The sequence below is a fragment of the Vibrio sp. 99K-1 genome (genome assembly GCF_013114585.1).
Taxonomy (GTDB): Bacteria; Pseudomonadota; Gammaproteobacteria; order Enterobacterales; family Vibrionaceae; genus Vibrio; species Vibrio chagasii_B.
The window spans coordinates 1-13,430 of sequence record NZ_VTXF01000014.1 but is presented as its reverse complement, the minus strand read 5'-3'; the positions used below and the strand labels follow the sequence as shown (position 1 = coordinate 13,430).

Sequence of the window (13,430 nt, the reverse complement as noted above, 5' to 3'; positions counted from 1 at the left end):
GTCGATCACAATGCAATTTGCGTTATGATGCCAATAACATATTAATAACTTTTGCTTAAATTCTTGTGGCCTTGCCACCGTTTAGCCTTAAAAGGAATGCTTCAAAGGAATGAGTAATACTCCCTCGACAGACAAAACCGTGCCTAAGGTGTTAATCATCTACGCACACCCAGAGCCACAAACCTCTATTGCTAATCAGATGATGGTCAAGAAGGTAGAGTCGCTCGGGCATGTCAAAATTCACGATCTTTATGCCATCTATCCTGATTTCTTTATCGATGTGCCTTATGAGCATGAATTACTCCTTGAGTACGATGTGATTGTGTTCCAACACCCTCTGTTTATGTATTCCTGCCCTTCATTGCTAAAAGAGTGGTTTGACCGCGTATTGGGCAAAGGCTTTGCGTTTGGTGAGCAAAGTGCACTGAAAGGTAAACATTGGCGAAGTGTTATCACTACGGGTGGTAAAGAAGAGGCGTTTGGAGCAGCAGGCTATAATAAATATCCATTACAAGAGATTTTACAACCTTTCGAACTCACAGCTGCTTTGTGTCAGATGAATTGGATACCACCATTGGTTTTACACTGGGCACGAAATGTCACAGATATGACACGGTATCAACATGCAGAAGCGTATCGAAACTGGTTGCGAGACCCGCTACAAGATATAGGAGCGAACGATGGCTCTGACTAATGAATTTTTGCAAAGTAGCGTTATATTTTTAGCTGCCGCGGTGGTTGCTGTTCCTATCGCACAACGCGCAGGTTTAGGCTCAGTTTTGGGCTACTTGCTGGCGGGTGTGGCAATTGGCCCATGGGGGCTTGGTTTAATTAGTGACGTAGAAGCGATTCTACACTTTTCCGAATTCGGGGTGGTGCTGCTGCTCTTCCTGATTGGTTTAGAGCTTAACCCTAAAAAATTGTGGCAGATGCGAGCACCTATTCTCGGGCTCGGTGGCGCGCAAGTGCTGATTACCACTCTGATCATCACCGCTATCGCTTGTATGTTTGGCTTAACCTGGCAAACGAGCTTAGTAATAGGTATGGGTTTAGCCTTATCTTCGACCGCGATCGCTTTAAGGGTTATTGAAGAACGAGAGCTTGGTGGCAAAGAAGCAGGCCAGTCAGGTTTCGCAGTACTACTTTTCCAAGATATTGCCGTGATCCCTATGTTGGCTATGCTGCCTCTGCTTGCAGGTAACACCGGCGGCAGCTGGGCAGACATGTTGTGGATGTTAGGTGGTGTGGTTGGTTTGCTGGTGGGCGGTCACTTCTTGTTGAGGCCTCTTTTCCGCTATGTGGTAATGAGTGGTGTACGTGAGTTGTTCACCGTTGCTGCTCTGCTATTGGTGATTGGTATTGCCGTTATCATGCAACAAATTGGCTTGTCGATGGCATTGGGTACTTTCTTAGCGGGCGTACTTCTGGCTGAGAGTGAATACCGACATGAGCTGGAAATCGCGATTGACCCATTCAAAGGATTACTACTTGGTCTGTTCTTCATCTCAGTGGGTATGGCCGTTAACTTGGGATTGTTGGCCGAAAGCCCATTTGCAATATTGATCGCTGTTCTAGCGCTAGTCGTACTAAAGGGTTTGGTTCTGTACGCCCTTGCGCGAGTGTTTGGTACTCAAGCCAAAGCGCGTAGTCGCATGGCAATGATTCTTAGCCAAGGTGGTGAATTTGCTTTCGTTATCTTCACGGCGGCAAGTGCACAAGGTATCTTGAGTGGTGAGCAAGTATCGTTCTTGCTAGTAGTTGTGAGTTTATCAATGGTGACCACACCATTAATGCTTAAGCTACAAGATAAGTTCTTTGCTCGCCAATTGAATCAAATCAGTGAGAATGCGATGTCTTCGGATGTGGTTGACCGTAGCCCTCGAGTGATCATCGCCGGCTTTGGTCGTTTTGGTCAGATCATTGGTCGTCTGATGTACGCCAATAAGATCCGCATTACGATTTTGGAAAGTGATGCTAGCCAAATCCATATCTTAAGAAAGTTTGGCTACAAGGTGTTTTACGGTGACTCTACACACTTAGAGTTGTTACGCGCAGCGGGAGCGGATAAAGCCGAAGCGATTGTGCTGTGTACTGACTCCCCTGATGAAATCATGAAAACCGTCGATTTGTGTAAGCAACATTTCCCTCGCTTGAAAATTTTAGCGCGTGCTCGAAGTCGTGTTGAGGCGTATCAATTGCTTAATCACGGGGTAAACAACTACTCGCGTGAAACCTTCCTTGGGGCATTGGACCTTGGTCGTCAAACTCTGACTGAACTCGGCATGCACCCATATAAAGCGAAGCGAGCAGAAGCACATTTTAGGAAGTTGGATAATGGTATGCTGAAAGAATTACTGCCTCAGCATAATGAAGACGCAGAATTAGCCCAAAGAGCGAAAGAGGCTCGTAAAGAGCTTGAAGAGATCTTTGGACACGAGATGGAGAATGACCACCAATCTCGAAACTATTGGCAATAGCCTCAGCTTAGAGTGAATGGTTCGAGCTTGTAATGAATGCTTTAAACCAAAAGCCATTGCCCAGAGATACCTAATAATAAACGTGGTCCTATTCGCTTTCACATCAAGCATAGAGAACTGCGAATCCAGAGTAGTAAAGGATATTAACGTGAAACAGAAAAAACGCTTTATCGCAGGGGCGAGCTGCCCAAGCTGCAATACTCAAGACACGCTTCGTTGGTGGATTGAGAATAATATCGAGCTGGTGGAATGTGTCGATTGTGACTTCTCAGAGCAACGTAAACCGAAAACTGTAGAGAAATCTGAACACGCGAATCAAGAAATGATCGGTATTTTTAAGCCTGAATGATTGAGTTTCGATAATTGATCCCCATAATATCCGGGTACAGAATTTTTCCTAAGCTCAACTGTTGGAGCTTAGTCCAAACCTCCTTGGAGCTCTCATGAAAATTGAAAAGAACGTAGTAGTTAGTGTTGCATATCAAGTGAAACTTGAAGATGGCGTAGTAGTTGACCAATCAACTGCAGAAGCTCCACTAGATTACCTTCACGGTCATAACAACCTAATTACAGGTCTTGAAAAAGAGCTTGAAGGCAAAGTAGCTGGCGACAAGTTCTCTGCAACTGTTACTCCAGAAGACGCTTACGGCGAGCACAACGATGCTCTAGTACAACGTGTTCCTGCTGACGTATTCCAAGGTGTTGAACAAATCGAAGTTGGCATGCGCTTCCTAGCGGATACTGACCAAGGTCCAATCCCAGTAGAAGTAACTGAAGTAGACGGCGACGAAGTTGTTGTTGATGGCAACCACATGCTAGCTGGCCAAACTCTAACGTTTGACGTTGAAGTAGTTGCGGTTCGTGAAGCGACTGAAGAAGAAGTTCAACACGGCCACGTACACCAAGCTGGTGGCTGTGGCAGCCACGGTCACGACCATGACCACGAAGGCGGTTGCTGTGGTGGCGAAGGCCACGACCACGGTGAAGAGAAAAAAGACGGCTGCTGCGGCGGCGGTAGCTGTGGTTCTCACTAATACCGACCTAACGGATTAGTTCAAGAATATGAAAGCCTCCCTTGTGGAGGCTTTTTTCGTATTGGGGTTGTGCTTTCTGGCGTGAGCATGACCGCTAGCGAAAGATTTGTTGTTGCTATCAGACATCGAGCTTTGGATATGATATTGATAGCGACAGATAACAAGAATACGTCAGTGGAGAGTTTAGATGTCGCAACCTTTTTCAATTGCCATTCATGGTGGTGCTGGCACCATCTTGCGAGAGCAAATGAGTGATGAGCTAAAAGCGAGCATTACCGAGGCTTTGGAAAAGTCGGTTTTGGCTGGCTATCAAGTACTGCAGTCGGGTGGTGATGCTTTGGATGCGGTAGTGGCATCGGTTAAGGTGATGGAAGACAGCCCACACTTCAATGCGGGCAAGGGATCCGTTCTTACGCATGATGAGTTTGTTGAGATGGATGCGTCTGTAATGCACGGTCGTGAAATGGATGCGGGTGCTATTGCTGGTGTTCGCCACATTAAAAACCCGATCGAATTAGCCCGCGATGTGATGCTGAAAAGCGACCATGTATTGTTGATTGGAGAAGGGGCCGAAAAGTTTGCCTTTGAACACGACTATACCTTTACCGAGCAAGACTACTTCTTCACTGAGCGCCGTTACGATCAGCTTCAATCGATGAAAGAGAAGGGCATATTTGCTTTGTCTGAAGCGAAATATGATGAGCAGCAAGCTGAGAAGTACCCTGATGACAAAAAATACGGCACGGTTGGCGCGGTGGCATTAGACCAAGCCGGTAACTTGGCGGCAGCGACCAGTACTGGCGGTGTGACAAACAAGAAGTACGGCCGTGTCGGCGATTCGCCAATCATTGGCGCGGGCACTATTGCTGAGAATGGCAATGTTGCGGTTTCTACTACTGGCATGGGGGAGTTCTTCTTAAGAAAAATGGTTGCCAGTGATGTGGCTGCGCGCATGCGTTATCTCAAAGAAGATGTTCATACCGCATGTGAACACATTATCCAAGGTGAGCTGAAAACCATGGGTGGCGAAGGTGGTTTGATTGCGATTGATGACCAAGGTGATATTCATTTCGGCATGAACAGTTCCGGCATGTACCGCGCTAGCGTTGATACAGAAGGGCGAGTGGAAGTTAAGATCTATGCCGATGACTAACCAAGCTCCGGTGTAACTCAAACTCCCAATCAGATAAACAAAAGGCGACAGATAATCTCTGTCGCCTTTTGTTTTTCAACCAGACCAACAAGCCGCAGCTCATTGGCAACGCACATTAGTAATGTGGTGGTGGCGTTTCTTCAGATGCGTCAGCTAAGTTCGAACCATCAATGTTCTTCACTTTACCCACTACATACTTCATTTGGTCTTGCATCTTAGTGATCAACATCTGTTGTTGGCTAAGCGCTTCATTAAGTTCTTCAATGGTTTGCTCTTGGAAAGCTAGCTGACATTCTAAGTCATTCACGCGGCTTTCTAACTGTTCAACTCGCTTTTCTGTCATCGTTCTTAATCCACATTCCAAGCTTGGGCGATGCCCGCAGAGGTGCCCGATATTACACGGTTCTTATCATCAAAGGCTGCATCATACACTACCGCACGAGGAGGGCGAGTATCTTTTAATGGCTCTGCATCGTGTCGTGAAAGTCGTTTGCCGTCCTCAGTATTCCAAACGCTGACTTGGCTTGACGGGGTACCTGTCACCAACATGCTGCCATCATCGGAAAAACGGGCACTGGAGAATATCAGCTGTCGAGACCAACTCTGTAGCTGGGCTTGAGGTTCGCCCGTTTCAAGATCCCAAATCATCGCTTGATTACCACCATCAGAGGTAAAAGCTAAATTGCCATCGCGCTGTAGGGCAACACGTACTACTCTTTGTTCATGCTCGAAGGTTCGCAGCACTAAGCCTGATTCGGTATCCCATAGGTAGGCCTTATAGTCGTTACCGCCAGAAAGAGCATAGCGGCCATTAGATGAAAGGGCGACGGAATTAACTTTTTCTCGGTGAGCGAGGAACTCCAGACGGCGTCCGGTGACTAAGTCCACATAGATGGCTTTACCATTAGACAAACCGAGCAGTACTTTTTCACCATTGCTAGAGATATCAACATCGCGAATTAAGCCGTCTGAGATAGACCATAGCCCTTCAGCTTGGGTCCAGGATAGGTCCCAAACGGCGAAGTTCATCTGGCTGGCAGTAATGGCAAAGCGGCCATTGTCAGAGATTCGAATGCGCGATACTTGGTTTGCGGACTGATCTTGAGGGCCGAGTTGGGCTAACTCTTTGTTTTCGGCAAGGTCCCAAAGTAGCAATTGTTTTTGCTGAGAGTAGAGCAGGGCGAAGCGTCCATCTCTGCTTAAGGCAAAGCTGGTGGCGCCGCTGGGCTCAATTTCCCAACGCTGCTCATCGTCTTGAAAGAAAAAGCATCCATTTAACAAGGTGATGACAATTGCACATAGCAAGGAATGGAAAAATATTTGCATCACTTCTAATAATCCGGTTTGTGTCGAAAGACATATGACTAGTATATTGTTATAACTAACGTATTCACACCAATCTAATCATTAGATTTGTGCACAATAACCAATGGCTTGGCCATTAATTGGAGAATTCAATGAAATCAGTTTTAAAAGTATCACTGCTTGCCGCAACGGTTATGCTAGCAGTTGGTTGTCAGAAAGAAGAACCAAAGGCAGAAGCACCTCAAGTAGAAGAAGTTAAAGTAGAAGCAGTAAACTTTAAAACCGAAGATGACAAAGCGGCATACGCAATCGGCGTATCTTTCGCAAACTACCTGAGCACAAGCATTGATAAGCCAAGCGAGCTAGGCATTAATCTAGACAAAGACATGGTTCTTCAAGGTATTGAAGACGTATTCGCAGAGAAAACTGCACTTAACGAAGAAGAAACTCGTGCAGCGCTTGAAGCTCTAGACAAGCGTGTTGCTGAAACTATGCAAGCACAAGCGGCAGAGAAATCAGCTGAAACTAAGAAAGCAGGTGACGACTTCCGTGCTGAGTTCGCAAAAACTGAAGGCGTTAAGCAAACTGAATCTGGCCTACTTTACCAAGTAATGACACAAGGTGAAGGCGCTTCTCCAAAAGACACAGATACCGTTCAAGTACACTACAAAGGTACATTAACTGACGGTACTCAGTTCGACAGCTCTTACGACCGTGGCGAACCAGCAACATTCCCACTAAACCGCGTAATCCCAGGTTGGACTGAAGGCGTACAACTAATGCAAGTTGGTTCTAAGTACAAATTTGTAATCCCGCCAGAGCTAGCATACGGTGAGCAAGATACACCGACTATCCCTGCTAACTCAACGCTAGTATTCGAAGTTGAACTACTAAGCATTGATAACGCTGAAGCACCTGCTGCTCAGTAATAATTGCAAGAAATCCTGCTGTAAAAAGCGTTGATTGACTAAAAAGCCTAACTTTTCGTTAGGCTTTTTTTATGATTCGAATATGAGTATTTGATTTTTAAACTTGTTCTAAATCACTAGTTGCAATGTTAGCTAGGTGTGCAATTAAAATTTTCTGATAAACTTACATAAATTTGTTGATTTTTCACACGAAGGTAAGGAATAAGTGACTACTACAGAAACAGTCAATGCAGATGTGTTACTTGAAATGGAATCAGTCAATGTCATGCCATTCAGTGAACACGATAAAATCATTCTAAGATCTTATGAAGCGGTGGTAGACGGCATTGCGAGTCTAATTGGCCCATTTTGTGAGATCGTTCTGCACTCTTTAGAAGACCTCAACACCTCTGCAATTAAAATTGCTAACGGTGAGAATACCGGGCGTCAGGTTGGCTCGCCAATTACTGACCTTGCATTGAAGATGCTAAAAGATATCGAAGGTTCTAAACGTAACTTCTCACGCTCATACTTCACCCGTGCTAAAGGTGGCGTGTTGATGAAGTCGATCACTGTGGCTATCCGCAATGGTGAAGACCGAGTGATTGGCCTACTGTGTATTAACGTGAACTTAGATGCGCCTTTCTCACAAGTGCTGCAATCTTTCATGCCGACACAAGACGCAGACGAAGCTGCATCATCGGTTAACTTTGCAAGCGACGTTGAAGAACTTGTCGACCAAACGGTTGAGCGCACCATTGAAGAGATCAATGCCGACAAGTCAGTATCGAACAATACCAAGAACCGTCAGATTGTGATGGAGCTGTATGACAAAGGTATTTTCGATATCAAAGATGCGATTAACCGTGTTGCTGAGCGATTGAATATTTCTAAGCACACCGTGTACCTATATATCCGTCAGCGTAAAACAGAGGATGAAGAGGGTTGTTAAGCTATACACTCCTAGTTAATGGACCTCTCTATGGTTCACAGTCAGCAAGAAGTGCTTACCTGTTTGCCGTGGCTCTGCTTCAACAGGGCCACAAACTCCACAGTGTGTTCTTTTATCAAGACGGCGTAAGTAACGGCTCTGACCTTACTGTGCCGGCTAATGATGAGTTTGATTTGGCTGCGGCTTGGCAGAAATTGGCAAACGAACACAATGTGAGTCTTGAGACCTGTGTTGCGGCGGCACTAAGACGTGGCATCATCAGTTCTGAAGAAGCAGAGCAGCATCAGCTTAGTGGCTCTAACTTAGCTTCTGGATTCACACAGGCTGGTTTAGGTAGCTTATCCGAAGCGCTACTCACGCAAGACAGAGTGGTACAGTTTTGAGAAAATTAGCTTTTGTATTTAATAGCTTTCCCCATACTACCGCTGCGGGTAGGGAAGGTTTAGACGCATTATTAGCTGCGTCGGCTTATAGTGAAGACATCGTGGTATTTTTTGTCGGCGATGGTGTGACTCAGCTTCTTACAGCACAACAGCCTGAACAGACACTTTCACGTGACTACATTTCGGCGTTTAAACTGATGGATCTGTACGACATCGAACAGGTATACGTATGTCAGCGAAGCCTGAATCAGTTTGGCCTTTCAGCTGATGACTTGTTGATTGATGTAACCGTCACAGAAGTCGATGAGTTAGCGCAGACGTTAGCTCAGTGCCAACAGATACTGACTTTCTAGGGAACGCTATGCTTCATATTGTTAAAACAGCCGATAAACTCAAGCTTGCACTCGTCTATTCGCAACCACAGGATCAGTTCTTGTTAGTTGAAGATGCGGTGTATGTTTGCCTTCCAAATCATGAGTTATTCACTCAAATCAGTGCAGTCGAGTATGTGTCGGTATTAAAACCCGATCTAGAGAGTCGTGGCCTACAAAAACTGGCCTCTGAAGCCATCACACAAGTAGGCTTTGATGGCTTTGTTGAATTGACAGTTTTAAACGACAAATCAGTCACTTGGTAGCTATGTTATATCAGCTTGGTCAAAACTAGACCATCCTGAGCTCTAGACGGCTAAAAAAGATCTGTATATTTCTTGACACACATCCCACTGCTGAATAGAATTTTGCGTCCCTAATTGCGACATGTAGTTAGGGATAGATTTTTCACAAAGCTTACTTTCAAGTAAATTTCAGGAGCTAGTTAATGGCAACTATTAACCAGTTGGTTCGCAAACCTCGTGTAAAGCAAGTTGTTAAAAGCAACGTGCCTGCACTAGAAGCGTGCCCACAAAAACGTGGTGTATGTACTCGTGTTTACACTACTACACCTAAAAAACCTAACTCGGCACTACGTAAAGTATGTCGTGTACGTCTAACTAACGGTTTCGAAGTAACTTCGTACATCGGCGGTGAAGGCCACAACCTACAAGAGCACAGTGTTGTACTAATCCGTGGCGGTCGTGTAAAAGACCTTCCGGGTGTTCGTTACCACACTGTTCGCGGCGCACTTGACTGTGCTGGCGTTAACGACCGTAAACAAGGTCGTTCTAAGTACGGTGTGAAACGTCCTAAGTCTTAATTGATTCTCTTTTTTAAAAAGAAATCGTTAAGTAAGGCCAAACACTATTTTATTTATTATTCTGAAAAGTTTTGGAAAAAACCTGAAGAAGACAACGGAGAATATCCATGCCACGTCGTCGCGTAATAGGTCAGCGTAAGATCCTTCCAGATCCAAAGTTCAAATCTGAACTGCTGGCAAAATTCGTTAACATCCTAATGGTTGACGGAAAGAAATCTACTGCAGAGAAAATTGTTTACACTGCACTAGATGCAATGGCTGAGAAGTCTGGTAAAGACCACTTAGCTGTATTTGAAGAAGCTCTTGAAAATGTTCGCCCAGCGGTAGAAGTTAAATCTCGCCGTGTAGGTGGTTCAACTTACCAAGTACCTGTAGAAGTTCGTCCGGTTCGCCGTAACGCTCTTGCTATGCGTTGGGTAGTTGAAGCTGCGCGTAAGCGTGGTGAAAAATCTATGGCTCAACGCCTAGCTGCTGAAATGCTAGACGCGTCTGAGAACAAAGGTACTGCGGTTAAGAAACGTGAAGACGTTCACCGCATGGCTGACGCAAACAAAGCGTTCGCACATTACCGTTGGTAATACCTTTTTAGTGCTGCAAGGTTCCTTGCAGCACTTCTTTAGTTCCTATGCTTATGCTAGGAACTATTGCTATTTCTAGGGCAGGCAAATTTCAACCCTAGGTATAGCAATAGTCCCTAAGTCTCTAATAAGAGGATTCAACCGTGGCTCGTAAAACTCCTATTGAGCAGTACCGTAACATCGGTATCGTTGCTCACGTAGATGCAGGTAAAACAACCACAAGTGAACGTATTCTGTTCTATACCGGTCTTTCTCACAAAATCGGCGAAGTTCACGATGGTGCAGCAACCATGGACTGGATGGAGCAAGAGCAAGAGCGCGGTATTACGATCACTTCAGCAGCAACCACTACGTTCTGGCGTGGTATGGAAGCGCAATTCCCAGATCACCGTATCAATATCATCGACACTCCTGGACACGTTGACTTCACTATCGAAGTAGAACGTTCTCTACGTGTACTTGATGGTGCCGTTGTTGTGTTCTGTGGTTCATCTGGTGTTGAGCCTCAATCAGAGACAGTTTGGCGTCAAGCTGATAAGTACCAAGTTCCTCGTATGGTTTTCGTTAACAAAATGGACCGTACTGGCGCAGACTTCTTGCGCGTTATCGAGCAGATCAAAGACCGCCTAGGCGCGACTCCTGTTCCGATTCAACTGAACATTGGCGCAGAAGAAAACTTCCAAGGCGTTGTCGATCTAATCAAGATGAAGGCAATCAACTGGAACGAAGCTGACCAGGGCATGACTTTTACGTACGAAGACATTCCAGCAGACATGCAAGAAATGGCTGAAGAATATCGTACAGAACTTGTTGAAGCAGCGGCAGAAGCCTCTGAAGAGCTAATGGATAAGTACCTTGAAGAAGGTGAACTGACAGAAGCTGAAATCAAACAAGGTCTTCGTACTCGTACTCTTAATAATGAAATCGTACTAGCAACTTGTGGTAGTGCATTCAAAAACAAAGGTGTACAAGCTGTTCTAGATGCAGTGGTTGATTTCCTTCCTTCTCCAGTTGATGTACCTGCAATTAAGGGCATCGATGAAGACGAGAATGAAGCAGAGCGTCACGCGGACGACAAAGAACCGTTCTCAGCGCTAGCATTTAAGATCGCAACAGACCCATTCGTTGGTACTCTAACTTTCATCCGTGTTTACTCTGGTGTTGTTGAAAGCGGTAAAACAGCTTACAACTCTGTGAAGAAACAACGTGAACGTTTAGGTCGCATTGTACAAATGCACTCAAACAAGCGTGAAGAAGTAAAAGAAGTACGAGCAGGTGACATCGCGGCTATTATCGGCCTAAAAGATGTGACCACTGGTGAAACTCTGTGTGACCAGAACCATAAGATTGTTCTAGAGCGCATGGAATTCCCAGACCCAGTTATTCAGATCGTTGTAGAGCCAAGCTCACAAGCCGATCAAGATAAAATGACTATTGCGCTAAGTAAATTAGCAGCAGAAGACCCATCGTTCCGCGTCGATATGGACGACGAAACAGGCCAGACACTGATTTCTGGTATGGGTGAACTACACTTAGATATCATCGTTGACCGTATGAAGCGCGAATTTAGCGTGAACTGCAACGTTGGTAACCCGCAAGTGGCTTACCGTGAAACAATTCGTGGTACAGCGAAAGCGGAAGGTAAATTTATCCGTGAACACGGTGGTAAAGGTCAGTACGGTCATGTATGGCTGAAACTGGAACCATCAGAAGTGGGCGAAGGCTTTGTCTTCGTGGATGAAATTGCCAATGGTACAGTACCAAAAGAGTTTATCGCTTCAGTAGCTAAAGGCGTTGAAGAACAGATGAACAATGGTGTGCTTGCTGGCTATCCAGTTCTGGATATCAAAGCTACACTATATGATGGTTCTTACCATGAAACAGATTCAAGTGAGATGGCGTTTACAATCGCTGCCTCTATGGCTTTCAGATCAGGTGCACTTGAAGCGCAACCAGTTCTGCTTGAGCCTATGATGAAAGTTGAAGTGACTACTCCAGAAGACTGGATGGGTGACGTTGTTGGCGATATTAACCGTCGTCGCGGCATCATCGAAGGTATGGACGAGGGGACAGCTGGCCTGAAGATAATTCGTGCACAAGTTCCGTTGTCTGTCATGTTCGGTTACTCAACTGATTTACGTTCTGCGACACAAGGTCGTGCTTCTTACTCTATGGAGTTTAGTGAGTACGCTGAAGTGCCTAACAATGTTGCAAAAGCAATCATTGCAGAGCGTGGTTAAACAAAAGGAAGGCATTTTTTTCATTTTTTTGTCTAAAGAAAAATTTGAACGTACGAAACCGCACGTAAACGTTGGTACTATCGGCCACGTTGACCACGGTAAAACAACTCTAACTGCTGCTATCTGTACTACACTTGCAAAAGTGTACGGTGGTGTTGCTAAAGATTTCGCATCTATCGATAACGCTCCAGAAGAGCGTGAGCGCGGTATCACAATCGCTACTTCTCACGTTGAGTACGACACTCCATCACGTCACTACGCACACGTAGACTGCCCAGGACACGCGGATTATGTTAAAAACATGATCACTGGTGCTGCGCAAATGGACGGTGGTATCCTAGTTGTTGCTGCGACTGACGGCCCAATGCCTCAAACTCGTGAGCACATCCTACTTGGTCGTCAAGTTGGTATCCCTTACATCATCGTATTCATGAACAAATGTGACATGGTTGATGACGAAGAGCTACTTGAGCTAGTAGAAATGGAAGTTCGTGAACTTCTTTCTGAGTACGACTTCCCAGGTGATGACCTACCAGTTATCCAAGGTTCTGCACTTGGCGCACTAAACGGCGAGAAGCAGTGGGAAGACAAGATCGTTGAGCTTGCAGAAGCACTAGATTCTTACATCCCTGAGCCAGAGCGTGCAGTTGACCAACCGTTCCTACTACCAATCGAAGACGTATTCTCGATCCAAGGTCGTGGTACTGTTGTAACTGGTCGTATCGAGCGTGGTATCCTACGTGTAGGTGACGAAGTAGAAATCGTTGGTATCAAAGAGACTACTCTTACTACTTGTACTGGTGTTGAAATGTTCCGTAAACTGCTTGACGAAGGTCGTGCAGGTGAGAACGTTGGTGCACTTCTACGTGGTACTAAGCGTGACGAAGTTGAACGTGGCCAAGTACTATCTGCTAAAGGTTCTATCAACCCACACACTAAGTTCGAGTCTGAAGTATACGTACTTTCTAAAGACGAAGGCGGCCGTCACACTCCTTTCTTCAAAGGTTACCGTCCACAGTTCTACTTCCGTACAACTGACGTAACAGGCGACATCACTCTACCAGAAGGCGTAGAAATGGTAATGCCAGGTGACAACGTTCAAATGACTGTTGAGCTAATCGCTCCAATCGCAATGGACGAAGGCCTACGTTTCGCTATCCGTGAAGGTGGCCGTACTGTAGGTGCTGGTGTTGTAGCTAAAATCTT

Annotated in this window: 16 protein-coding genes; 14 read left to right on the top strand and 2 right to left on the bottom strand. The window is 45.5% G+C overall.

What is annotated here, in order from left to right; genetic code table 11:
* Window positions 1-109 precede the first annotated feature (109 nt).
* From kefG to F0228_RS12370, 5 genes are all read left to right on the top strand, one after another.
* Window positions 110-694, top strand: a complete 585-nt coding sequence (gene kefG / locus F0228_RS12390; protein ID WP_061033642.1) for a glutathione-regulated potassium-efflux system ancillary protein KefG — start codon at window positions 110-112, stop codon at window positions 692-694.
* Window positions 681-2,477, top strand: coding sequence for a glutathione-regulated potassium-efflux system protein KefB (kefB, locus tag F0228_RS12385; RefSeq protein ID WP_032498650.1), 1,797 nt, complete (start codon window positions 681-683; stop codon window positions 2,475-2,477). The genes kefG and kefB overlap by 14 nt, the downstream gene beginning before the upstream one ends.
* A 148-nt stretch (window positions 2,478-2,625) precedes the next feature.
* Window positions 2,626-2,826, top strand: a complete 201-nt coding sequence (locus F0228_RS12380; protein ID WP_004737184.1) for a YheV family putative zinc ribbon protein — start codon at window positions 2,626-2,628, stop codon at window positions 2,824-2,826.
* Window positions 2,827-2,920: 94 nt separating this feature from the next.
* A complete protein-coding gene (gene slyD / locus F0228_RS12375; protein ID WP_008222340.1) occupies window positions 2,921-3,511 on the top strand; it encodes a peptidylprolyl isomerase in 591 nt (196 codons plus the stop codon).
* Between the two features lie 187 nt (window positions 3,512-3,698).
* Window positions 3,699-4,664, top strand: a complete 966-nt coding sequence (locus tag F0228_RS12370) for an isoaspartyl peptidase/L-asparaginase (RefSeq protein ID WP_061033634.1) — start codon at window positions 3,699-3,701, stop codon at window positions 4,662-4,664.
* Window positions 4,665-4,779: 115 nt separating this feature from the next.
* Here F0228_RS12370 and F0228_RS12365 read toward each other — a convergent pair whose 3' ends face one another.
* Together F0228_RS12365 and F0228_RS12360 are read right to left on the bottom strand one after the other, a co-directional pair.
* The gene (locus F0228_RS12365) at window positions 4,780-5,007 is read right to left on the bottom strand and encodes a SlyX family protein (RefSeq protein ID WP_004737187.1); all 228 of its coding nucleotides are present in this window, start codon (window positions 5,005-5,007) and stop codon (window positions 4,780-4,782) included.
* 5 nt (window positions 5,008-5,012) lie between these two features.
* Window positions 5,013-5,990 carry a PQQ-binding-like beta-propeller repeat protein gene (locus tag F0228_RS12360; RefSeq protein ID WP_171731018.1) on the bottom strand — a complete coding sequence of 326 codons (978 nt, stop codon included), beginning with the start codon at window positions 5,988-5,990 and terminating at the stop codon, window positions 5,013-5,015.
* Window positions 5,991-6,121: 131 nt separating this feature from the next.
* On the opposite strand from F0228_RS12360, the gene fkpA reads away from it, so the two are divergent.
* The 9 genes from fkpA to tuf form a co-directional block, all read left to right on the top strand.
* Window positions 6,122-6,898, top strand: a complete 777-nt coding sequence (fkpA, locus tag F0228_RS12355; protein ID WP_061033636.1) for an FKBP-type peptidyl-prolyl cis-trans isomerase — start codon at window positions 6,122-6,124, stop codon at window positions 6,896-6,898.
* 205 nt (window positions 6,899-7,103) lie between these two features.
* On the top strand, window positions 7,104-7,829 hold the full coding sequence (locus tag F0228_RS12350) for a transcriptional regulator (RefSeq protein WP_004737190.1): 726 nt from the start codon (window positions 7,104-7,106) through the stop codon (window positions 7,827-7,829).
* A complete protein-coding gene (gene tusD / locus F0228_RS12345) occupies window positions 7,823-8,212 on the top strand; it encodes a sulfurtransferase complex subunit TusD (protein WP_061033637.1) in 390 nt (129 codons plus the stop codon). Before F0228_RS12350 ends, tusD begins: the two co-directional genes overlap by 7 nt.
* Window positions 8,209-8,565, top strand: a complete 357-nt coding sequence (gene tusC, locus F0228_RS12340) for a sulfurtransferase complex subunit TusC (protein ID WP_061033638.1) — start codon at window positions 8,209-8,211, stop codon at window positions 8,563-8,565. Before tusD ends, tusC begins: the two co-directional genes overlap by 4 nt.
* Window positions 8,566-8,573: 8 nt before the next feature.
* On the top strand, window positions 8,574-8,849 hold the full coding sequence (gene tusB / locus F0228_RS12335; protein ID WP_061033639.1) for a sulfurtransferase complex subunit TusB: 276 nt from the start codon (window positions 8,574-8,576) through the stop codon (window positions 8,847-8,849).
* 182 nt (window positions 8,850-9,031) lie between these two features.
* The gene (rpsL, locus tag F0228_RS12330) at window positions 9,032-9,406 is read left to right on the top strand and encodes a 30S ribosomal protein S12 (protein ID WP_004737194.1); all 375 of its coding nucleotides are present in this window, start codon (window positions 9,032-9,034) and stop codon (window positions 9,404-9,406) included.
* 107 nt (window positions 9,407-9,513) lie between these two features.
* The gene (gene rpsG / locus F0228_RS12325; protein ID WP_004737195.1) at window positions 9,514-9,984 is read left to right on the top strand and encodes a 30S ribosomal protein S7; all 471 of its coding nucleotides are present in this window, start codon (window positions 9,514-9,516) and stop codon (window positions 9,982-9,984) included.
* Between the two features lie 143 nt (window positions 9,985-10,127).
* Window positions 10,128-12,224, top strand: coding sequence for an elongation factor G (gene fusA, locus F0228_RS12320; RefSeq protein WP_061033640.1), 2,097 nt, complete (start codon window positions 10,128-10,130; stop codon window positions 12,222-12,224).
* Between the two features lie 28 nt (window positions 12,225-12,252).
* On the top strand, window positions 12,253-13,430 hold a 1,178-nt coding region (tuf, locus tag F0228_RS12315; RefSeq protein WP_171762282.1), incomplete at its 3' end, for an elongation factor Tu.

What these genes read in the sequence shown, in the direction of transcription:
- kefG (WP_061033642.1), top strand. Translation starts at nt 110, where the DNA reads ATGAGTAATACTCCCTCGACAGACAAAACCGTGCCTAAGGTGTTAATC.
- kefB (WP_032498650.1), top strand. Translation starts at nt 681, where the DNA reads ATGGCTCTGACTAATGAATTTTTGCAAAGTAGCGTTATATTTTTAGCT.
- slyD (WP_008222340.1), top strand. Translation starts at nt 2,921, where the DNA reads ATGAAAATTGAAAAGAACGTAGTAGTTAGTGTTGCATATCAAGTGAAA.
- F0228_RS12370 (WP_061033634.1), top strand. Translation starts at nt 3,699, where the DNA reads ATGTCGCAACCTTTTTCAATTGCCATTCATGGTGGTGCTGGCACCATC.
- F0228_RS12365 (WP_004737187.1), bottom strand. Translation starts at nt 5,007, where the DNA reads ATGACAGAAAAGCGAGTTGAACAGTTAGAAAGCCGCGTGAATGACTTA.
- F0228_RS12360 (WP_171731018.1), bottom strand. Translation starts at nt 5,990, where the DNA reads ATGCAAATATTTTTCCATTCCTTGCTATGTGCAATTGTCATCACCTTG.
- fkpA (WP_061033636.1), top strand. Translation starts at nt 6,122, where the DNA reads ATGAAATCAGTTTTAAAAGTATCACTGCTTGCCGCAACGGTTATGCTA.
- tusB (WP_061033639.1), top strand. Translation starts at nt 8,574, where the DNA reads ATGCTTCATATTGTTAAAACAGCCGATAAACTCAAGCTTGCACTCGTC.
- rpsL (WP_004737194.1), top strand. Translation starts at nt 9,032, where the DNA reads ATGGCAACTATTAACCAGTTGGTTCGCAAACCTCGTGTAAAGCAAGTT.
- rpsG (WP_004737195.1), top strand. Translation starts at nt 9,514, where the DNA reads ATGCCACGTCGTCGCGTAATAGGTCAGCGTAAGATCCTTCCAGATCCA.